This is a genomic window from Mesorhizobium sp. M1403, from assembly GCF_040317695.1.
In the GTDB taxonomy this organism is placed as follows: Bacteria; Pseudomonadota; Alphaproteobacteria; order Rhizobiales; family Rhizobiaceae; genus Mesorhizobium.
The window spans coordinates 14,675-36,619 of the sequence record NZ_JAMYKY010000031.1 but is presented as its reverse complement, the minus strand read 5'-3'; the positions used below and the strand labels follow the sequence as shown (position 1 = coordinate 36,619).

Annotated in this window: 17 protein-coding genes; 7 read left to right on the top strand and 10 right to left on the bottom strand. The window is 64.2% G+C overall.

The features are described from left to right. The 4 genes from NKH01_RS30440 to NKH01_RS30425 all read right to left on the bottom strand — a co-directional run bounded on the left by NKH01_RS30440 (position 1) and on the right by NKH01_RS30425 (position 8,442). Positions 1–1,524, bottom strand: a complete 1,524-nt coding sequence (locus NKH01_RS30440) for a malonate--CoA ligase (RefSeq protein ID WP_353023999.1) — start codon at positions 1,522–1,524, stop codon at positions 1–3. A 39-nt stretch (positions 1,525–1,563) separates the two neighbouring features. Continuing rightward, on the bottom strand, positions 1,564–2,241 hold the full coding sequence (gene rpe, locus NKH01_RS30435; protein ID WP_352481407.1) for a ribulose-phosphate 3-epimerase: 678 nt from the start codon (positions 2,239–2,241) through the stop codon (positions 1,564–1,566). Between the two features lie 230 nt (positions 2,242–2,471). Next, positions 2,472–6,224 (bottom strand): DUF7929 domain-containing protein, encoded by a 3,753-nt coding sequence (locus NKH01_RS30430; protein WP_353023997.1) that lies wholly within the window; start codon positions 6,222–6,224, stop codon positions 2,472–2,474. Between the two features lie 10 nt (positions 6,225–6,234). Then, positions 6,235–8,442, bottom strand: a complete 2,208-nt coding sequence (locus NKH01_RS30425; protein WP_502895966.1) for a hypothetical protein — start codon at positions 8,440–8,442, stop codon at positions 6,235–6,237. A 321-nt stretch (positions 8,443–8,763) separates the two neighbouring features. Between NKH01_RS30425 and dnaK the strand changes: the two genes are divergently transcribed. From dnaK to NKH01_RS30395, 6 genes are all read left to right on the top strand, one after another. Then, complete coding sequence (dnaK, locus tag NKH01_RS30420; RefSeq protein WP_023718912.1) at positions 8,764–10,680, top strand: molecular chaperone DnaK; 1,917 nt, start codon at positions 8,764–8,766, stop codon at positions 10,678–10,680. A 212-nt stretch (positions 10,681–10,892) separates the two neighbouring features. Further along, the gene (dnaJ, locus tag NKH01_RS30415) at positions 10,893–12,023 is read left to right on the top strand and encodes a molecular chaperone DnaJ (protein ID WP_023679852.1); all 1,131 of its coding nucleotides are present in this window, start codon (positions 10,893–10,895) and stop codon (positions 12,021–12,023) included. Between the two features lie 116 nt (positions 12,024–12,139). After that, positions 12,140–12,745, top strand: a complete 606-nt coding sequence (pmtA, locus tag NKH01_RS30410) for a phospholipid N-methyltransferase PmtA (protein WP_352481404.1) — start codon at positions 12,140–12,142, stop codon at positions 12,743–12,745. 61 nt (positions 12,746–12,806) lie between these two features. Further along, positions 12,807–13,403 (top strand): NADPH-dependent FMN reductase, encoded by a 597-nt coding sequence (locus NKH01_RS30405; RefSeq protein WP_352481403.1) that lies wholly within the window; start codon positions 12,807–12,809, stop codon positions 13,401–13,403. Next, entirely contained in the window at positions 13,400–14,113 is a 714-nt protein-coding gene (gene pyrF, locus NKH01_RS30400; RefSeq protein ID WP_023718909.1) for an orotidine-5'-phosphate decarboxylase, read from the top strand. Before NKH01_RS30405 ends, pyrF begins: the two co-directional genes overlap by 4 nt. A gap of 23 nt (positions 14,114–14,136) precedes the next feature. Further along, the gene (locus NKH01_RS30395; RefSeq protein ID WP_023718908.1) at positions 14,137–14,424 is read left to right on the top strand and encodes a DUF1330 domain-containing protein; all 288 of its coding nucleotides are present in this window, start codon (positions 14,137–14,139) and stop codon (positions 14,422–14,424) included. On the opposite strand, the gene NKH01_RS30390 is transcribed toward NKH01_RS30395, so the two are convergent. From NKH01_RS30390 to NKH01_RS30365, 6 genes are all read right to left on the bottom strand, one after another. Then, a complete protein-coding gene (locus tag NKH01_RS30390; RefSeq protein WP_352593290.1) occupies positions 14,421–15,479 on the bottom strand; it encodes a D-alanine--D-alanine ligase family protein in 1,059 nt (352 codons plus the stop codon). The two genes, NKH01_RS30395 and NKH01_RS30390, sit on opposite strands and share 4 nt — an antisense overlap. A 159-nt stretch (positions 15,480–15,638) precedes the next feature. Beyond that, positions 15,639–16,520, bottom strand: a complete 882-nt coding sequence (locus NKH01_RS30385) for an SMP-30/gluconolactonase/LRE family protein (RefSeq protein WP_353023991.1) — start codon at positions 16,518–16,520, stop codon at positions 15,639–15,641. Then, positions 16,520–17,158 (bottom strand): 2-dehydro-3-deoxy-6-phosphogalactonate aldolase, encoded by a 639-nt coding sequence (locus tag NKH01_RS30380; RefSeq protein WP_023718905.1) that lies wholly within the window; start codon positions 17,156–17,158, stop codon positions 16,520–16,522. Before NKH01_RS30380 ends, NKH01_RS30385 begins: the two co-directional genes overlap by 1 nt. Next, entirely contained in the window at positions 17,155–18,105 is a 951-nt protein-coding gene (locus tag NKH01_RS30375; protein WP_353024019.1) for a 2-dehydro-3-deoxygalactonokinase, read from the bottom strand. Before NKH01_RS30375 ends, NKH01_RS30380 begins: the two co-directional genes overlap by 4 nt. After that, entirely contained in the window at positions 18,105–18,872 is a 768-nt protein-coding gene (locus tag NKH01_RS30370; RefSeq protein WP_353023989.1) for an SDR family NAD(P)-dependent oxidoreductase, read from the bottom strand. The genes NKH01_RS30375 and NKH01_RS30370 overlap by 1 nt, the downstream gene beginning before the upstream one ends. Before the next feature lie 132 nt (positions 18,873–19,004). Next, the gene (locus NKH01_RS30365) at positions 19,005–20,804 is read right to left on the bottom strand and encodes a GtrA family protein (protein ID WP_352999536.1); all 1,800 of its coding nucleotides are present in this window, start codon (positions 20,802–20,804) and stop codon (positions 19,005–19,007) included. Between the two features lie 130 nt (positions 20,805–20,934). Here NKH01_RS30365 and NKH01_RS30360 point away from each other — a divergent pair, with 130 nt between their 5' ends. Beyond that, a complete protein-coding gene (locus NKH01_RS30360; RefSeq protein WP_023718901.1) occupies positions 20,935–21,942 on the top strand; it encodes a glycosyltransferase in 1,008 nt (335 codons plus the stop codon). The last annotated feature ends 3 nt before the right edge of the window (positions 21,943–21,945 follow it).

The following is a 21,945-nucleotide window of genomic DNA, read 5'->3' as shown; positions in this document are numbered from 1 at the left end:
TTAGCCGGCTTTGGACGTATAGAGGTCCTTGTAGGCTTCGCGCAGCAGGTTCTTCTGCACCTTGCCCATCGTGTTGCGCGGCAGTTCGTCGACGAAGATCACCTGTTTCGGATGCTTGTACCTGGCGAGGTGCCCAGCGATGGCCTCGATGATCGCGGCGGCGCTGATCGTCGAGCCCGGCGCCCTCACCACGATCGCCGTGACACCCTCGCCGAAATCCGGATGGACAACGCCGATGACAGCGCTTTCGGCAACACCGGCAAGAGCGTCGATCTCGCTCTCCACTTCCTTCGGGTAGATATTGTAGCCGCCGGAAATGATCAGGTCCTTGCCGCGGCCGACGATGTGGACATAGCCGTCGGCATCGATCAGCCCGAGATCGCCGGTGATGAAGTAGCCGTCGTCGCGGAATTCCGCCCTGGTCTTTTCCGGCATGCGCCAGTAGCCGCAAAAGACGTTCGGGCCCTTGACCTCGATCATGCCGACCTCGCCCCGGGCAAGTGTTTCGCCGCCATCGGGATCGGAGATGCGCAGGCAGACGCCGGGCAAAGGGAAGCCGACCGTGCCGGCACGCCGCTCGCCCTCGTACGGGTTCGACGTGTTCATGTTGGTCTCGGTCATGCCGTAGCGCTCGAGGATGGCGTGGCCGGTGCGCTCTCGCCAGGCTCTGTGCGTCTCGGCCAAAAGCGGCGCCGAGCCGGAAATGAACAGGCGGATGTTTTTCGCCGCTTGCCGGTTCAAACCGTCCTGCTGCAGCAGGCGGACGTAGAATGTCGGCACGCCCATCAGGACGGTGGCGCGCGGCAGCAGCGAGACGATGCGAGCCGGGTCGAACTTGGTTTCGAACAGCATCGAGGCGCCGGCCATCAGGACGACATTGGTGGCGACGAAAAGGCCATGCGTGTGGAAAACCGGCAGCGCGTGAATCAGCACGTCTGCGGCAGTGAAGCGCCAGAGGTCGACCAGCACCCGCGCATTGGAGGCGAGGTTTTCGTGGCTGAGCATAGCGCCTTTCGAACGGCCGGTGGTGCCGGACGTGTAGAGGATCGCGGCAAGGTCGTCCGGTCCGCGCGCCACATCGTGGAAGTCCACGGCCGCCTCAGAGGCTCGATCAGTCAACGAACCCTCGCCCTTGCTGCCGAGTGTCGCGACCGCAGCGCCCGAGGTCTGCGCCAAAGCGCCGATCTCGCCCGCTCGCGCCGGGTCGCAGACGACCAGTCGCGGCTCGGCATCCCTGAAGAAATAGTCGAGCTCGGTCAGCGTATAGGCGGTATTGAGCGGCAGGAAGATCGCGCCGGCACGCAGGCAGGCGAGATAAAGGAAAATGGCCTCCGGGCTCTTCTCGACCTGAACGGCGACGCGGTCGCCGGCTTCGACGCCCAGCTGCGACAGCGCATGCGCCAGTTGAGCGGAGCGCGCCAGCGTCTCGCCATAGCTGATCGAGCGCCCATCCTCTGTCTCCATCAAAAGGCGTTCGGGCGCGGGCATCCGGGCACGGAAAGCATCGAACAGATGGTTGCTCATATTTCCCCCCGAGCGGCTGGTCCGGCCGGACGGCAGCGGTCAGCCGGCCGCCTTGTCCGCCGCTGCCCTGATTGCCTCGATGTTTGCCCGGTAGGCGTCGACGCTGCCGCCCTTGAAGATAGCCGCGCCGGCGACCAGCACGCTGGCGCCGGCCGCGGTGACAAGGGGCGCAGTTTCAGGCGAAATGCCGCCGTCGATCTCGATCCGGATCGGCCGGTTGCCGATCAGCGCCTTCATCCGCTTCACCTTGTCGACGATCGCTGGAATAAAGGCCTGGCCGCCGAACCCCGGATTGACCGTCATGATCAGGACCAGATCAAGCCGGTCGAGCACGTATTCGATCATCGTCTCCGGTGTCGCCGGGTTGAGCGACACGCCGGCCTTCTTGCCAAGGTTTTTGATCGTCTGCAGCGAGCGGTCGAGATGCGGCCCGGCTTCGGCGTGCACCGTGATGCCGTCGCAGCCGGCCTCGGCGAAGGCGGCCAGATAGGGGTCGGCCGGCGCGATCATCAGATGGCAGTCGAAAAACGCCTCGGTGCGGTTGCGGATCGCCTTGATCACCGGTGGCCCAAACGTGATGTTCGGGACGAAATGCCCGTCCATGACGTCGAGGTGGATCCAGTCGGCGCCGGCGGCCGTCACCGCCTCGACCTCGTCGCCGAGCTTCGAGAAATCGGAAGCCAGCACCGATGGCGCGATCAGGGTTTTTTTGCTCATGATGCGGCCTTCCCGTACGCCCCGGTTTGCGGACCCTCTGTCTGTATCGACTGCCTAGACCATGAGTCCGGAAAGTGGAAGCCGGTTTGTCCTTCCGCCGATGCAGCGGCTTCAGGTTTGCGCTGCCTTCTCATCTGCCCGCTGAAGAAAAACCCCGCCGGATCGCTCCGGCGGGTATTGGGTGACGAGTACGGTCACTGTTTGAAGTTCTGGATTTCCCGCGCCGTATCCTATTGCTCCGGCTGCGGCTTGCGCCTTGGCACGACCTGCTGAGGAACATTCGGATTCAGCAGCAGGTTCGGCTCAAGCGTCGATTTCCTGCGGACCGGGACGCAGTCCGGATATCGTCCGACCGTTCCGATAGGGCAGCGCCGCTTGATGATCGGCTGGCACTGGCCATTGATCGGCCGCGCGCCCGGTGCGCATTCCAGCCGTGGTTTGCGGCAGGCGCCGTCGCGCAGCTCTGTCCCACGCGGACAGACGCAGGCGCCGCGCTTGTTGTGGATCTGGCCAGGTATCGGGCACTCCACCACAACCGGCTTCTTGCGCCTGCAGGCATTGCCCTGCAGTTCCGTACCCCTCGGGCAGATGCAATCGCCAGCGGCGTTATGGATCTGGCCCCGAATGGTGCACTGTTCGGGCTTTGGCTGGATTGGCCGGCAGGCATTGCCCCTGACTTCCGTACCTCTCGGGCAGACGCAATCGCCAGCGGCGTTGTGGCTCTGGCCACGAATGGTACACTCCTCGGGCTTTGGCTGGATTGGCCGGCAGACATTACCCCTGACTTCCGTGCCCCGCGGGCAGACGCACTCGCCGTTGGCGTTGTGGATCTGACCACGAATGGTGCATTGCTCGGGCTGCGGCTTGTTGCCCACGCAAGCGCCGTTCTCCAGCTCGGTCCCGCGCGGGCAGACGCAGCGTCCGTCCTCGGTACGGATCTGGCCTTTGAGGAGAACGCAAGGTTTTGGCTTCGGCACGATGACCGTGCCGCCGCCGGATGAGCATTGGCCGTTACGGAAGGTCGTGCCTGGCGGGCAGACGCAGTTGCCGGCGTCGTTCATGACAAAGCCTTGTGAGCATTCCTTCTTCACCTCATGCGTGATGATGAAGGGATGGCAGGCATAGGCCTTGCCGCGATCGCCCTGCACATTGGCGGCACCACGAGACAACACGTCGCCACCGCCTTGCACCGACGTGTTCGGAGACAGCACGCCGACGCAGTTCTGGCCGTTGACAGTGCCCTGCAGATTGGTCAGACGGCCATCGTCGGGAATGATCACGGTCACATTGTGCACATGGCTTTCCCCGGCGCCGAGCGTCAGTTGGGCGATGCAGGACAGAGGCAAGGTTGCCGGCTCCGGCGAGCAGCCGAAGGGCGGATCGATCGAGGTGATCGCAACGCCTTCCAGCCGGCCGAGGCCTTCGACGCCGATCGCATCGCCGATGCGAACCGGACCGGAGAAGGCGCTCGTCCCATCGTTCGTGATGGTGATCTCGAACGAGCAGGGCTGGCCGGGCTTGCACTCGGCGTCGCCGGTCTTCTCGACCCGGATGGTCGAGGCACCGCCGCCCTTGGCGCAGGCCTGGCCGATCGGATAGACGATATCGTCTCCCGGAGCCGGGCCGTAGGAGCCGCGTGCGCAGTTCTCGAATTCGCCGTTCGCAGCAACCGTCACGTCGAAATGGCGGCTGGTTCCAGGCGTCATAACGGCGCCGGGAATCTGGCACGACAGCGAATTGGCCGGAACCGGTCCGCAAGCCCATTCCGCACCGTCTGGGGTGACGGTCTGGATCTGGACCTGCGCTCCACCGGCTATCACCGTCGCGGCATCGTTGACCCGCACCGGACCGGTCGGGGCAGTGGCGCCGAGGCTGATGACGGTAATGCGGCAGGAAACGACCGCAGCACCGGCCAGCGAGCCATTGCACACCTTGGTGATGCGCATGGCCGGCTGCCCGCCATTCGGATGACGGATGCGTTCCTTGGCGCAGGCCCTGTTGTTGGTGATGTCGTTCTCACCGGGAATGGCCTTCACCTCGGCGCAGTTCTCGACGGTATCGGGCCGGAAGTTGGCCGGCATCACCGCCCTGACGAAGATCGGCGTCGAGGCGCCCGGCATAAGCGCGATGCCGGGATTGTCGCAGCGGAACTTGCCGGAACCGTTCGGTCCGCACGTCCATGGCGGAGTCGGGCCGAAGGTCGAGGATGCCGGCGCGCCGCCCGGATAGGTATCGACGACCGTCAGCGGCCCGTTATAGAGGACGCTGCCATTGTTGATGATGTCGATCACGAAGGTGCAGACGCCATCGGCCGAACAGAATTCGGTGCGGGCGCGCTTCTTCAGGATCAGGTCGACCTTCTTCTCCACCGGTGGCCGGCAGTCGCGGCCACGATCGCCACGGCGGCAGACCGGGATCGACGCACAGCCGCGGTCGTTTTGCTGGCTGCCGAAAAGCGGCTTGCCGCTGACGCCGTAATTGTAGGTGGCGCAGTTGCGCAAAACGCTGCCTTGCCAGCCTGCGGCCGGCTTGAAGCCAAGCTTGAGGTCGACTGAGGCGCCCGGATTGAGCGTGGTCACCGGATGAGTGCAAATCATCGGGGTGATTCCAGGCGCGCAGACCCAAGGCGGGTTCGGCCCTGAATCGAGGGTGGAGCCGGCCGGCAGGGTGACTTCGTCGAGCACGATCTTGCCGTGGTAGGGCGCATCGCCGACATTGGTGACCCTGATGGTGAAGTCGCAGCCGCCCGCCATCGTGCAACGTTGCACGATGGCACGCTTTTCGACTTTCAGATCCGGTTCCTTGTCCTTCGGCGGGCACCTCTGGTCACGCGGGATGACGATGTCGATGGTCTGCGTGCAGCACAGACCCCAGCCCTCCTTCGGGCCGGCATAGGTTTCGATGCCGGTGACGATGAGGTGGATGACGTCGCCCGGTGAGGCGCCGACGATCTTCCAGTTGAGCACACCGCCGCCCGCCGGCACCAATTGGGTGTCGGGAATGATGGTGATGCCCGGTGTCGTCGTCGAAAGCTGTATCCACTTGCCGGCCATCTCTGGACCGACCGGCATATGGTAGATGAAGGCGCCGCCGCCGGGCACGCAATCGACCGTGCCTCGCTCCACCTTGAAGCATTCACGATTGCCAGGAGGTGGAGGCGGTGGGTTGCACTCGGTGACGTCGATCTTGATCGACGTCTTTGCACCCGTGAGATAGTTGCCGTCGTCCGGCTTGCCCGGGTCCTGCGACGGAATTTCGACGCCAGCACCGCGGTCGCCGCGGCTCACCTTGATCAGCCCCTGGTTATCGACGATTGCCGGCGACGGAAACGCCGCATGGTCGATCTTGGCGGTGATCTGGAAGGTGATGGCGCGCTCGTTCGCAGCGCCGATGCCGTCGAGGTCGCTGGCGGAAATCCGGAAATCGGACACCGTCGCCGTATCGTCCGGGCCAGCCGAACTGCTGATCGCAGCGCCGGGCAGCGGTCCGCCGGATGCGTCGGTGCCGTCGCCGGTCACATGCACGCCGACAATCCGCAGGCCGTGCGGGAGTTGGTCCCTGAAGTCGAGCCTGACCTTTTTCAGCATGGCCGCGAGGCCCGGGCCGGCAAAACCCTGCGGATTGCCGCGCAAGCCAAAGCTCAGCGAGTATACGACATAGTCGCAGCCTCTCTGGCCGCCTTTCTTGGTGAAGAAGGGCACGATCCGGCCCGGCTCCGGGTTGACGATGCGAGGATTGTCGAAATCGAGCTTGGGATCTGGAATGACAGTGCCTGCATCGGCAGGCTTGGCCTTGGCCGGAGCAAGGTCTTCAGCGAAGCCTTGCAGCGGGCTCAGCATGGCGACCGCGATACCGGCCGCCATCAGCCAGCGCGCGCCGCGCCTGGCGAGTGACAGGGGTTTCATGATGGTCTCCATGACGAATGATTGTTTGCCGGTTGATTGGCTGCTCGTCGCAAGCGGGGACTGTGCAAGATTGCTCATCTTCCCCTTCTCACGGTTCGCAGCTGACGGCTGGGGTTCTGAGCGGCAAGGTCATCTTGCAGCAAGGGTAGTAGCCACCCTTGTCGCGGTCGGACTGCCTGTAGAAGCAGAGCCCGACATCGACCCTGTCGCCAGGATAATGGCCGGTGATACCGATCGTGAATGGCGCGCCGGGCGCATGCGACAGGGGCGAAGTCACCCCGACGCCAGGCGTCCTGGACAGAGCCTTGATCGAATCGCCGCCGAAGCCGGTATGGTCATGAAGATAGAGATCGGCCTCGAGGCCGGAGGGCGTGCAGAAATACTCGACATCCTCGACATCAAGGCAAGGAGGCAGATTGCCGGGGGGCGGGAAGTCCGGCGGATAGAACGGTGGCAGATAGCCGCCCGGCACCTGCTCGTAATAGCCGGCACGGCCTTCGCAGGGGCGCCAGACCTCGACGTCGCCGACATGGCCTTCCACTTCCGGGTCTTCGAAATAAGTGTCGAAATCGACGAACCACGAGCCGAAAGGCGGCACGTTGGCCGGCCTGACCAGCGCCGTCGGCGTGATCTGCACGCCGTGCACGGCAAGCGGCCCCCCGGCTGCGAGCTGTTCGGCGAGCGCCGGGTTGTCGCGCAACTTGTCGCCGGTATCGACCAGCGTGTCGGTGCAGATGCCGGTATCGAGATTGCCTTCGGAATCGTAGCCATATTGCAGGTCGAGGCCGCCGGCCGACTGCCGGTTGTCTTGCGGGAAGCCGACCGCATATTCCTGCGGCACTTCCACCCAGACCGATTCCGTTGCCGGATCGTCCGGATTTTCGCGCCAGTAGCGGATGACCTCACCCTTGCCGGAATCGGCGAACTGGCTGTAGTCGTAGCGGTTTTCCACCGGGCCGCGCTGAGCCAGATACATGAAGCCCTTGTTGTCAAAGGCGATGTCGGTGACCGCGTAATCCTTGTCGGCCTTGACGGTCAGCTCCCAGCGCGGGTCGCCGAAGCTGCCGTCGCCGGCAATGCCCACCGACCAGATCTCCGCCTTTTCCCCGACCGAGTAATAGAGCCGGCCGCCACGATAGGCGACCGACCAGACGCGGCGCTCGTCCTGTGTGTAGCCCCAGCTATCGGGGTCCTCGCTGTCGAAGGCAGCACCCTGGATGTCCATCACCGAGCCGTCGTCGGCGACTGGGGGCAGCCCGTGCGCCGGGCGGCCGGCGACGCCGTGGTCGAACGTGTCGACTAGCGCGCCATTGGCGTCGATGCGGTGGATAAGGCCGGTGTCGAGATCGCTGGCGAAGAACTGGCGGTGGATATTGTCGAAAGTGACGTCGCCGATGCCGGGACCGCTATTGGCGTCGATATCGGCGAATTTCGAGACGGCGCCGGTGATGCCATCGATCTTCCAGATCGTTCCGGGGCCGCCGCCGTTTTCGGTGCCGAACTGGCCGTCCATGAAGACCGCGTCAGCCGTGCCGCGGCGCTGCCGCTCCGGCCGGCCGTCGGCGTCGCCGTCTGGTGTGACGATGCGGATGCCGTGCAGCGAGGTGGCGCCGGCATAGAGGTTTGGAATGGCCGAGGGAACGCCGTCGCGCACGCCGTCGTCATAAGTGATGCCGAACACCTGGCCGATTTGCTCGGCCGTGACCTCGAAGGGTGGCGGGGTGAAGACCAATTGGCCAGACGCCGGCCCGCCCAGCCTTGAAACGTCGAAGACGCGCAAGGTTGCGCGCGCCGTGTCGATGAAGGTCTCGTCGACCGGATCGACGCCCGGCGGCAGGCCTTCCTCGAAATTGGGGATGATGGTGCCAGAGAATCCGGTCACTGCCATCGAGCCGGGATAGATGATCTGGGTTTCCTGGGCCTGTGCCGAGCCGCCGAGCCAGAGCCCAGCGGCGAGTGCCAAGGCCGATAATCCGCTGGCAGCCTGGATTGCGCGGCGCAAATGGCCGGCACGAGAGCGCACGGACGCGCCATGGTCGCAAGACATGGATCTCCCCCCACAGGTCATGGGAGAAACATCCGGTCTCGGCGCGCAAATCAGGGCAAGGCGCGGCGTTCCGGCACGTTCATCCCTGATCGAATTGTCTGCTTTCCTCACCGTCATGATACGCCGGCGTCCGCGCAGGGTCAACGGAACCAGCGGAAAGCCCAGCGCATCGACCCGGTCCCGAAGGCGACTGTCGCGCTGAGTTCCTGCTGTTCCCGGAGACCATCGAGCCTCTGGATCTGTGGTCATGGGGCTTTCCTTTCCGGGGCCGCACCACGCGGCACCTGAGCGTCAGTCGCGAGGTGAGGCGGAAAGGTTCATGGACCGGGGCCGGGCCGGCTGGATCACGGCCGGAAAATACGGGCCTGCCGGTCCCGAATCCGATCAACCGCGATGAATGGTGAACGCCTTGCGCAGAATGCTTGCGCGCCACGCAGCCTGTTCTTATATACGCGCCAAGCCGTCCAGCGCCGAATGCCGGTTGCCGGAGCGGAATTTCTTGTGAACAGGGGCTTTCGTCGGAACGCCTGTACGGGTCCTGAGAGCCTGCTTAGCGGAGAGATTAGAGAAATGGCAAAAGTAATCGGTATCGATCTGGGAACAACCAACTCCTGTGTCGCCATCATGGACGGCAAGGAATCCAAGGTCATCGAGAATGCGGAAGGCGCGCGCACGACCCCTTCGATCGTCGCCATCAACAGCGACGGCGAGCGCCTCGTCGGCCAGCCGGCCAAGCGCCAGGCGGTCACCAATCCTGAAAACACCATTTTCGCGGTCAAGCGCCTGATCGGCCGCCGCTATGACGATCCGGTGACGGAGAAGGACAAGAAGCTTGTCCCCTACAAGATCGTCAAGGGCGACAATGGCGATGCCTGGGTCGAGGCCGGCGGCAAGAACCAGTCGCCCAGCCAGATCTCGGCGATGATCCTGCAGAAGATGAAGGAAACGGCGGAAGCCTATCTCGGCGAAAAGGTCGAGAAGGCGGTCATTACCGTTCCGGCCTATTTCAACGACGCCCAGCGCCAAGCCACCAAGGATGCAGGCAAGATCGCCGGCCTGGAAGTGCTGCGCATCATCAATGAGCCGACGGCGGCAGCACTTGCCTATGGCTTGGACAAGAAGGAAGGCAAGACGATTGCCGTCTATGACCTTGGCGGCGGCACGTTCGACATTTCGGTGCTCGAAATCGGCGACGGCGTGTTCGAAGTGAAGTCGACCAATGGCGACACCTTCCTCGGCGGCGAGGATTTCGACATGCGTTTGGTCGAATATCTGGCGGCCGAGTTCAAGAAGGAACAGGGTATCGACCTGCGGAACGACAAGCTCGCCCTGCAGCGCCTCAAGGAAGCGGCTGAAAAGGCCAAGATCGAGCTGTCGTCCACCACGCAGACCGAGATCAACCTGCCCTTCATCACCGCCGATGCCAGCGGCCCCAAGCACCTGACGCTAAAGCTGACGCGTGCGAAGTTCGAGAGCCTTGTCGAAGATCTCGTCCAGCGCACCATCGAGCCCTGCAAGGCGGCGCTCAAGGATGCCGGCCTCAAGGCCGCTGAGATCGACGAGGTCGTTCTGGTCGGCGGCATGACCCGTATGCCCAAGATACAGGAGATCGTGAAGCAGTTCTTCGGCAAGGAACCGCACAAGGGCGTCAACCCGGATGAGGTCGTCGCACTTGGCGCTGCCATCCAGGCCGGCGTGCTGCAGGGCGACGTCAAGGACGTGCTGTTGCTCGACGTGACGCCGCTGTCGCTCGGCATCGAGACGCTGGGCGGCGTATTCACGCGGCTGATCGAGCGCAACACGACGATTCCGACGAAGAAGAGCCAGGTGTTCTCGACGGCTGAGGATTCGCAGTCGGCGGTGACCATCCGCGTCTTCCAGGGTGAGCGTGAAATGGCCGCCGACAACAAGGCGCTCGGCCAGTTCGACCTGGTCGGCATCCCGCCTGCGCCGCGTGGCGTGCCGCAGATCGAGGTCACGTTCGACATCGACGCGAACGGCATCGTCAACGTTTCGGCCAAGGACAAGGGCACCGGCAAGGAGCACCAGATCCGCATCCAGGCGTCTGGCGGCCTTTCGGACGCTGACATCGAGAAGATGGTCAAGGATGCCGAGGCCAATGCCGAAGTCGACAAGAAACGTCGCGCACTGGTCGAGGCCCGCAACCAGGCCGAGGCTCTGGTGCATTCCTCGGAGAAGTCGCTGAAGGACTATGGCGATAAGGTCTCGGAGACCGACCGCACGGCGATTGCCGATGCGATCGCGGCGTTGAAGACCGCTGCCGAAGGCGATGATGTGACCGAGATCGAGGCCAAGACGCAGACGCTCGCCGAAGTCTCGATGAAGCTCGGCCAGGCGATGTACGAGGCTTCGCAGAAGGAAGCCGCCGAGGCCGACGCCAAGGCTGATGCCGCCAAGGACAGCGATGTGGTCGATGCCGATTTCGAGGAAATCGACGAAGACGACGAGAAGAAGAAGTCGGCCTGAACCGCCTGACGGTACAGGTAAGCAAAAAGCCCGGCGCACAGCCGGGCTTTTTTGCAACCCTTTGCCGGAAAAACGCCGAGCTACCCGAAAAAATGCGGACAAAGCCTCGTAGACACTGGCATCCCGGCTCCATCACACCTAAATCGGAACAGCGTGCCGGCAAACGACGCAACGATACTTCAAGACGTTGACTATCCGGACTGCGGGAAAACATGAAAGCTGATTTTTACGAAACGCTGGGCGTGCAAAAAGGCGCCGACGAGAAGGAGCTCAAGAGCGCTTTCCGCAAGCTGGCCATGCAGTTCCATCCCGACCGCAACCCAGGCGACCATGCCTGCGAGCACAAATTCAAGGAAATCAACGAAGCCTACGAAACGCTGAAGGACCCGCAGAAGCGCGCCGCCTACGATCGCTTCGGCCACGCCGCCTTCGAGCACGGCGGCATGAATGGCGGGGCGCAAGGCTTTGGCGCCGGCGGCTTCGCCGACATTTTCGAGGACATTTTCGGCGACATGATGGGCGGGCGCCAGCGTCGCTCGTCCGGCGGTCGCGAGCGCGGCGCCGACCTGCGCTATAATATGGAAATCACGCTGGAAGAGGCATTTTCCGGCAAGACCGCGCAGATCCGCGTGCCGGCATCGATCTCCTGCTCGGAATGCTCGGGCAGCGGCGCCAAGCCCGGCACCCAGCCCGTCACCTGCTCGATGTGCAACGGCCACGGCAAGGTGCGCGCCACGCAAGGGTTCTTCTCGATCGAGCGCACCTGCCCGCAATGCCAGGGGCGCGGCCAGACCATCAAGGATCCATGTCCGAAATGCGCCGGCCAGGGCCGCGTCACCGAGGAGCGCTCGCTGTCGGTCAACATCCCTGCCGGGATCGAGGACGGCACCCGCATCCGGCTTGCCAATGAGGGCGAGGCCGGCCTGCGCGGCGGCCCATCGGGCGATCTCTACATCTTCCTCGCGGTCAAGCCGCACGAGTTCTTCCAGCGCGACGGCGCCGATCTTTATTGCAAGGTGCCGATCTCGATGACGACGGCAGCACTTGGCGGCTCGTTCGAGGTGACGACATTGGACGGCACCCAGACGAAGGTGAAGGTGCCGGAAGGCACCCAGAACGGCCGCCAGTTCCGCCTCAAGGGCAAGGGCATGCCGGTGCTGCGCCAGCCCAATATCGGCGACCTCTACATCCAGACCGTGGTCGAGACGCCGCAGAACCTTTCGCGCCGCCAGCGCGAATTGCTGGAGGAATTCGAGCAGCTTTCCTCAAAGGACAATTCGCCCCAGTCGAGCGGATTTTTCGCCCGCATGAAGGACTTTTTCGAAACGTTCGGCGAGCATTGAAGCTGATCCCTGGAAACGCTTCCCGAGCGTCATCAACACCTTATCCGGGGATTCGCCTTGTCTTGCACCTCGTAGCTGCTAAGTAGCATGCGAGGGAGCGTTGAGGAGGACTTTCGATGACGCGTAGTCCCGGACTGCGAAAGACGCTGGCGGAAAAGTTCGACGACGAACTGAAGTTCTTCAAGGGCTGGATCGACAAGCCGAAGGCGGTCGGTTCGATCGTCCCGACCAGTTCCATCACCGCGCGCAAGATGGCCTCGATCGTCAATCCGAAATCCGGCCTGCCGGTGCTCGAGGTCGGGCCTGGCACAGGCGTCATCACGCGCGCCATCCTCGCTCAGGGCATAAAGCCTGAAAATCTCTACGCGGTCGAATATTCCACTGATTTCGTGCGCCATCTGCGCCAGCTTTATCCAGGCGTCAACGTCATCGAGGGCGACGCCTTCAATCTCGACGCGACGCTCGGTGACAAGCGCGATCTGGTCTTCGATTCGGTGATATCGGGCGTGCCGCTGCTCAACTTCCCGGTCGCCCAGCGCATCGCCTATGTCGAGAGCCTGCTCGACCGCATCCCGGCGGGCCGGCCGATCGTGCAGCTGACTTACGGGCCGCTGTCGCCGATCCCGCCGGGCCGCGGCGACTATACGGTCGAGCATTTCCATTTCGTCATCCGCAACATTCCGCCGACGCAGCTTTGGATCTACCGACGCGGGGCCGCCTGAATTGCAGCGTTGGGTTTGAATAGCACTTGTCTTATACCCATCGGGTGACAAGGCAGACCCCATGGCTGTGATCCCGAAAATTCTCGTCGTCGCCGGTTCGGTGCGCAGCGGCGCCTATAGCGCCAGGACCGCCGACGTTGCGCAGAAGGAACTTGCCATGCAGGGCGCGGAGGTGACCCGCATCTCGCTCGCCGACTATCCGTTGCCGATCCTCGACCAGGATCTGGAAAAGGAAGAAGGCATTCCCGAAAACGCCGTCAAGCTCGGCCGGATGATCGCCGCCCATGACGGGCTGCTGATCGCGACGCCCGAATATAACGGCTCCATTCCACCGCTGCTCAAGAACACCATCGACTGGGTAAGCCAGCTGCGCAAGGATGGCGGCCGGACGTTCAGGCCGCTTGCCGGCAAGGTTGCCGGCCTCTGCTCGTCTTCCAACGGACCCTTCGGCGGGATACGCTGCATCAACCATCTGCGCGCCGTTCTGGTGCGCTGCCGGATGGAGGTGGTGACACCGGAATGCTCGGTGCCGGAGGGCGGCAACGCCTTCGACGACGAGGGCAACTTCAGGGACGAGAGACTACGCCAATCGATGGAGCACCTATGCCGAACGCTGATCGAAACCTCGCGCATGCTGTCGACGCGGATCGAGGCATGATCCCGGACGCCGCGCATGCCGACACGATGCAGGAAAGGCTGATCGTCGGCCTCGACCTGCCGACGCTGAAGGAAGCCGAGAAAGCGGTGCGCGAGCTCGACGGGATCGTCTCCTTCTACAAGATCGGTTACCAGCTCGCCTTTGCCGGCGGGCTCGACTTCGCCCGCGAGCTGGCCAGCGGCGGCACCAGGATCTTTCTCGACATGAAGCTGCTCGACATCGATAACACGGTGGCCAAGGGGGTCGACAACATCGTCAGGATGGGCATGAGCATGCTGACCATCCATGCCTATCCGAAGACGATGAAGGCGGCGGTCGAGGCTGCGAAGGGCAGCGACCTTTGCCTGCTCGGGGTCACCGTGCTGACCTCGATGGACGAGCAGGACGTGATCGACGCCGGCTATGAATATGATCCGCATACGCTGGTGCTGAGGCGCTCCGAGCAGGCGCTACATGCCGGCATGGGCGGCATCGTCTGCTCGGCCGAGGAAGCGGAGGCGGTGCGCCGCATCGTCGGCCCCGACCTGGCCGTCGTGACGCCGGGGATCCGGCCCACGGGCAGCGACCATGGCGACCAGAAGCGGGTGGTGACGCCGGCGCAGGCGATCCGCAACGGCTCCAGCCACCTCGTGGTCGGCCGGCCGATCGTCGGCGCGGCCGACCGGCGGGCGGCAGCTGAAGCCATCCTCGATGAAATGCGCTCGGCATAAGGACCAAAAACCAGGAGAAACCGATGCCCAAGGGATACTGGATCGCTCGCGTCGACGTGCGCGATGCGGAAGGCTACAAGGACTATGTCGCAGCCGCCAAGCTGGCCTTCGACCGCTTCGGCGCCAAGTTCCTGGCGCGCGGCGGCGCGCATGAGAAGGCCGAGGGGCCGGGGCGCGACCGCAATGTGATCATCGAGTTTCCGTCGCTTGCGGCGGCGCATGACTGCTACCACTCGCCCGAATACCAGCGCGCGGTCGCGATCCGCCAGAAGGTGGCTGATGGTGAAATCGTGCTGGTCGAGGGGATTTAGGCGCGAAGTCGGTTCATCGCGGTCTCGGCCATCGCATTGGCGAGGCTCAGGCCCCATTGCTGGCGACAGTAATCGCGGAAATCGAAGCAGGGCAGGCCGGGGCAGACCTCGAACTCGATGAGGTGCACGCTGTCGTCGGCTTCGACCCGGAAGTCGATGGAAAACACATCCCGCAGGCCAAGCCCGACCATCAGGCTTTCGGCGATGCGACGAATTCTTGCATCGGCTCGAGGCTGGCTGGCGCCAACGGGAAGCAGCAACGGCTCAGCGTAATTTCCCGCGGCTTTCGCCGCTACACCGGTATCGCCGTAAAGCGCCAGGCTGTCCTGCATGGTCTGGAAATCGCTGCCCGAATCGACAAGGGCGATGCCGATCGCCTCGGCGCCGGTATCCGGCTTCAATCCGAGAAAACTGGCGCGCGCGTTGCGGCCGGCGACATAGGGCTGGACCACGACATCGTCGCGATAGGCGGCGAAGACGCGCCGGCTAAGCTCCAGCGCGTGGCCGAGATCGTGGCAGCGCGAATCCGGCCAGATGCCGATCTTGGCGCCGAGCCGGTTCGGCTTGACGAACCAGCCGGCGGGCGAGTCCGGCGGCGCGACCAGCCAGGCTCCGTCACGGGCAAGGCCCGCCCGCGGCACCGGCAAGCCAAGCGCGCCGAGCACGGCGCCGGAACGGAACTTATCCTGACAGAGCGCAAAAAGCGCATCGTCGGCGCCGATCGCCTTCAGGCCGTTCAGCCGTGCCAGAGCTGGTGCCGCGCCGCCGCGGAAATAGGCGATGCCGTCGGTCAGTGTCCAGACGAGCGTGGTCTTCGGGTCCTCGCCGGCGAGAACGCTTGCGGCGTCGTCGAGTGTCACCGGCGCAAACGACAAGCCGCGCTTCTGGCAAGCGGCGGCAAGTGCGTCGAATTCAGCAGCGATGTCGGTCGATTGCGCCAGATAGGAGGCGATTTCGACGGCACGCTCCGGCACGTGGTTATCGGCGACCAGCCGATCGAAGCAGGCCTTTTCCGGCTCGTAGACAAGGATCAGCTTCGGCTTGCGGCTTGACATGGGTGGAACGGCTCCTGGCAGCACGATTGCCTACCATCGCACGGGGAACGCATTCGGCTTGCGCGGAACCGACGTTGATCGGACGCCTGCACGACAGCAAGCGCACCATCTTCTTGTTTGACCATGATCTTTTCCGAACCAAAGGTTCGGGACCATGGTCTAGCCAATCAGCACGCGCGGCTCGAAGCGACCATTGACTGGAATGTCGAGCATAAACGTCATGCCGGCTTGCGGGTCGAGCAGGCGCTGCTTCTCGCTCTTGCCGGACCAGGCGGAGGTGACCGCGATCCGGTCGGCATTCCTGCCGACAAAAGCCGGACAGGACGGCTGCGTCGCCGACATCGCCACCGAACGGACAAGCTTGCCGTCGGGTCCATAGGCTTCGACGACGCTGCCGCCCCAGCAAGCGTTCCACAATATGCCGTCGCGGTCGAGCACCGAACCATCGATATAGCCCTTGGCCGAACGGTGATCGACGAAGACCTTCGGTTCGCCAACCGGCAGGCCGGTCGCAGGATCGCAGCCGACGCGCATCAACAGCCCGGTGCTGGTGTCGGTATAATGGGCGATGGTCCCATCTTCGGAAAAGCAGATCGAATTGGGCACCGTGAGATCCGCATAGAGCCGGCGCAGCTCGCCCTTGAAGAACCAGTAGATAGAACCGGCGGCCTTCTCCTCGCCCTTACCCATGGTGCCGACCCAGAGGGCGCCGCAAGGGTGAACGCGGGAATCGTTCGAGCGGGTGACCGTATTATCGGCCTCGATCGGCGTGTGCAGCGTCAGCTTGCCGGTCGCGACATCGCGGACATGCAGGCCGGTCTCGGTGGCGATCAGCTGGCGTTGGTCGTCGACGATGGCGATGGCGCTGGCCATCTGACCGAGCTCGTGGATTTTGACCGCACCGCCGGACAAGCGCTGTTCCAGGAGCTGGCCGTTGACGATGTCGAACCAATAGAGCGTGTCCGTGGCAGGGTCATAGCTTGGCCCCTCGCCGAGTTGGCAGACATGGTCGGAAAAAACCGAAACGATGGTCTCGCTCATCATGCCGCTCCAAACGCCGCGTCCCAGGCCACGACCGCAGCCTTCGCCCGTGCTGCCACTTCGTCGATGCTCATGCCCGGCTTGAACAGGCTGGAGCCAAGACCGAAGACGGTGACGCCGGCCGCTTTGTAGCCGGCAAAGTCCTTGTCCGAAACGCCGCCGACGGCGCCGACCAGCACACTGGCTGGCAGCACCGCGCGCATCGCCGAAATGCCCGCCGCGCCAAGCACGCTCGCCGGGAAGAATTTCAATGCCGAGGCGCCGAGCCGGATTGCTTGAAATGCCTCGGTCGGCGTGAACACGCCGGGCATCGTCACCATGCCGTACTGCATGGCACGGCCCATGACCTCGGCATCGATATTGGGGCTGACCAGCAGCCGCCCGCCGGCCTTGTGCAGACCGTCGACATCGGCGGCGGTGAGCACCGTGCCGGCGCCGACCAGCGCCGTCGGAGGAAGCGCTTCGACAATACTGGCGATGGAAACAAAAGGCTCGGGCGAGTTGAGCGGCACCTCGATTGCTTCGATGCCGGCGCCGAAGATCGCCTGGCCGATCGCCACCGCCTCGCTTGGCTTGAGGCCACGCAGGATCGCGACCAGACCCCGCTTGAGCTTTGGAAAAGGTGCGGTTTCGGTCATGCGGCAACTCCATTTTTGGCGATCATGCCATTTTCGCGCGCGGCTTCGGCAAGGCCGGCACGCACCGCCTCATCGGCGTCGACCGCCCTGAAAGCGAGCCCGGCAAGGCCGAGCGCCTCGGCATAGAGCCTGCCGAGTGCGCCCGATGCGACCAGCACGACGGGCACGGCGCTTGCCCCATAGCGGCTATTTGCCGAAGCGATCTCGCCGCCGATCAGCAGGCCGGACAGAGAGGCTGCGGCATCTTCGGGCTTCAGGTCCTGCAACAGGCTGGCGGCGCGGATCGAGAACAGTCTTGAAACGATGTCACCGCCCTCGGCCAACGCCTTCAGGCACCAGTCCCGGAAAAACGGACTTTCGGCGGCAACCGGCTGCGGCGGCTCGCCCAGCGAATGGCGCAGGATCGAGTGCGCAGCCAGCACCGAAAACAGCTCGCCGGTCGGCCAGGTGCCGAAGCCGGCAATGGAACCGTCCTCGACCAGCACCCATTTCGAATGGGTGCCGGGCATGCAGACGAGGTGGCGTCCCTGTGCCGGCAAACCGGCGCCGGCAAGCTGCGTTTCCTCGCCGCGCATGACGTCAGGTGCATCGGCAAGGCGTTGGGCAAGGCCGGGCACGATGCGGATGTCGCGGCGCTGGCCGGGGATGCGGGCAGCGCCGGCGAGGATAGCGCCGATCGGCGCCGGCACGCTGACATAGGGCGCCTCCAGCCAGCCCTGGCGCGAACCGGCCATCCCGCAAATGATGACCGGCAGCGCCTCGGGGGCACCCATGGCAGCCAGATGCCCTTCGAGAACGGACGAAAATCCTTTAGCCTGGGCGGTGATCAGCCCGTCATCGCCGCGCCGCTCGGCGAGAACCTTGCCGGCGCCGTCGAGCAGCCACACCCTCATCCGGGTGGTGCCCCAGTCGACGGCCGCGACAGAAGGGGCCTTGCTCGATGAGATCACAGGAACCCCCCGTCGACGATCAGCATCTGCGCGGTCAGCATGCGTGAAGCATCCGACGCCAGGAACAGCACGGTGCCGACAACGTCTTCCGGCTGCATCACCTCTTTGATGCACTGCTTGGCGACGTGGGCGGCGAGCGCCTGTTCGGTGACCCAGAGCTTTCTCTGTCGCTCGGTGATCACCCAGCCGGGCGCGATTGCGTTGACGCGAATGCCGTCGACGCCGAGCTTGCCGGCAAGACCCTTGGTGAGGCCGACGATGCCGGCCTTGGCGGCGGTATAGGCCGGCATATCGGGATGGTTGATGAGAAACGAGGTCGAGGTGAAATTGATGATCGAGCCGCCACCGGCCCGCTTCATGCCCGGCGCCACCGCCTGTGCGCTGAAGAAATGCGGGCGCAGGTTGATGGCATGATTGTTGTCCCAGAACTCGACCGTGACGTCTTCGACGGCATGACGGTCATCCTGCGCGGCATTGTTGACCAGCACGGTCAAGTCGCCATGCGCCTCGGCGGCTTTGGCAACTGATAACCGCAATGCCTCGATATCGCGTATATCGGTCTTGAGATAGAGCGGCCGCCGGCCGAGCTCCTTGTCTAACCGATCGGCCAGCGCCAGGCTCGGACGGTCGGCGATATCGATAAAGGCGACCTTTGCCCCCTGGCGGATAAATCCCTCGGTCAAGGCGGCTCCAATGCCGGAGCCGCCACCGGTGATCAGCACCGAAGCGCCTTCGAGGTCGGCAAAGCGTGCCGATGGCATCATGAATTCTCTCCCGGTCCAACGATCTCGGTCTGACCGGCGCGCATCCTATCCAGCCATGTCGGGCGGGCAAGGGCGAAAGAGTGGATAGTCGGGACTTATGTCCGACAAAAGGCCGCACGCGCCCCCGATCGATCAGCCGCCCAGCCGGACGTGGTACAATTCGACGGCGGCTCCGCTGGTCCTGGCAACCGGCTCAAGCCATTCCGGTACGCTGCCGCGCATCAACCCGGCGAGAAAACCTGCCGGCGCCTTGGCGGCGAGGAGCTTGCTTTCGGGGCTGCCGGGGCACAATGCGACGAGGCCGACGTGATGATCCGCCAGGATTGTCCTGGCATCGGCATCGGACCCAAGGAAGGCATCGAGCGCCAGCAGGTTGCCGGCGACGTTGCGATGATAAGGCCCGGCGAAGACGCGGTGTCCGGAATAGGCCAGGATCGGCGATCCGAGATTGGAAATTGCCAGCACCGTGGTGCCGGGCAGGCGGCCAAGCGCCGCAAAGGAGGCCATGCGCTGGCAAGCGACATCGGCGCCGTCGCCATTATCGGCGGCGGTATTGCTGTCCTCGAAGGCGACCGAGGTCGCCGCGGCAGCCCCAGTCCAGACGGCATTCACCGAAACCAGCCAGACGGCGGCCATGCGCAGCGCCACGCCGCGCGACGGGCTGGCCTCGGCCCGTTGACGCCATTTGGCAATCCAGGCAGCAAGCGGGATGACGGCGAAGGCGATCGAGAATGTCGAACCGCGCACCTGCCAGGCACTGACGATGAAGGCCACGACAAGCAGCGTGCCGACAAGGCTGTCCTGCCGCCGCCAGCCGCCACGGCCAAGGCGAAGCGCCATCAGCACGAGCGCGATGAGCGGCGTAGCATAGCGCGCCACCACCCCGGCCGGATCTTCAGCGAGAAGCTTGAACAGCGATTGCGCCTCGTCGATGTGATCAAGCCATAGCTCCTTGAGGCGCGGATCGAGGTTGGCATAGGGCGCTGCCAGGCATTGCGGGAACAAAAAGACGACGACTGCGGCCAATATCAGGGCAAGCAGGCCAAGCGAGGCGATGCGCCGTTGGCGCGTGCGGCCAGCGGGCTCGACCGACGCTATCGCCGCAAGGCCGGTTCCGGCAATCGCTGCGACGACGAACTGCACGGTCGAGAAGGCGTCGCATTGCGCCTGACCCCAGGCGGACGGTGCGATGGTGGCGACAAAGACGAGAGCGGACACGCCGGCAAAGCCGAGGCCGAAATCCCTGGCAATCGGCCTCTCGCCATCGGCGTCGAGGGCAAACAGCGTGGCGACAGAGGCGCCGATGGTGGCGACATAAGGCGCGGTTTCCATGCCGACGGCCAGCATCAATCCGGCGCACAGGCCGGAGAGTAGTGCCGCCGGCCTGCGCAACGGCGCTTCAAGCAGAAGGCTCAGGCTGGCCATGCTCAGCATCAGCTGGACATTGTGGTGATCGAGCGCGCCAGGCGAAAAAATGCCGAGGAAGTGCAGTGCGGCGGCGCCGACGACGACAGCGGGCAGCACGGCGCCGTCACCAGCAAAGCTGCGCGCGGTGCGAGCGGTGAAAAACACGGTCAGGCAAAAGAGCAGCGCCGGCCACAGCACTTGCGCAAAATTCTCGGCAAAGACCGTGCTCCCGGTCAGGGCCGACACGGCCGTGATGGCGGCGATCGGCGCATCGACCAGCCGCGACCAGTGCATGACGAAGCCGCCTTCCAGGCCCATCCTGTACTGGTGCAGATCGAACCAGCTTTGGCCGGCCAGCATGTCGCGAACTTCGACAAGGCGCAGCAGATTGTCGTTGTCGCCGCCGGCATTGGTCAGTTCCGGGAAACCGGCAAAGGCATTGACGGCAAGCGCCAGCAGCGTGGCAAGCAGCGCCAGCGCGATATCGGACCTCCAAATGGAGGCGCCATCGTCGGCTGTGCTCATATCAGGACCTTTGGAAGGAATACGGGGCGGTTTAAACCTAGCCTTAACAGCTTCAATAAATAGTAAAGCCGCCCCGAGCGAGGCCGGCGTTTGAGCGGTCAGGGACCTCACAGGGCATCCGGAGACGAAAATGCCACAAGAAGTGCGCCATGAGCCGAGCATCGCCGTGCTCCTGCCTTGCTACAATGAGGAGCTGACGATCGGCGAAGTGGTGCGGCGCTTTCGCGAGACGCTGCCTGCCGCCGCGATATATGTCTACGACAACAATTCGCGCGATCTGACGGCGCTCCGAGCCCGCGCCGCCGGCGCCATCGTGGTGCGCGAGCCGCGCCAGGGCAAAGGCAATGTCGTGCGCCGCATGTTCGCCGACATCGAGGCCGACATCTATCTGATGGCCGACGGCGACGGCACCTATGCGCCGGAGGACGCGCCGCAACTGATCAACACGCTGCTGACCGAGCGCTCCGACATGGTGGTGGGCACCAGGCGCGGCGTCGCCGACGATGCCGGCAGGACTGGCCATGCCTTCGGCAACCGCATCTTCAACAGCCTCTACAAGCGGCTGTTCGGCTCGGACTTTACCGATATCTTCTCGGGGTACCGCGCCTTCACCAGGCGCTTCGTCAAGAGCTTTCCCGCCGTTTCCGGCGGTTTCGAGATCGAGACCGAAATGTCGGTGCACGCCTCGCAGCTCAAATTGCCGGTGAGCGAGATCGGGCTCGACTATGGCCGCCGGCCGGAAGGCTCCTCGTCGAAGCTGTCGACCTTTCGCGACGGCGCGAAGATCCTGTGGATGTTCGCCATGCTGATGAAGGAGACACAGCCGCTGCGTTTCTTCGGCGCTTTTTCGGTGTTCTTCCTGGCATCGAGCCTGTTCCTGATGGCGCCGGTGCTGATCGAGTTCGCCGAAACCGGGCTTGTGCCGCGCATGCCGACCTGGGTGCTGTCGGTCGGGCTGCTGCTGCTGTCGATGCTGGCGGCGGTGACCGGGGTAATCCTCGATTCGGTGTCGCGCGGCCGGGCCGAGCAGAAGCGCATCTTCTATCTGTCGATGCCTTCCGGTCGCGTCGAACGTGAACGTGCAAGCGCCCTCGCGACTTTGAAGGCCGGACCGGGCAAGACCCCGCGCGCGGCCTAGAGC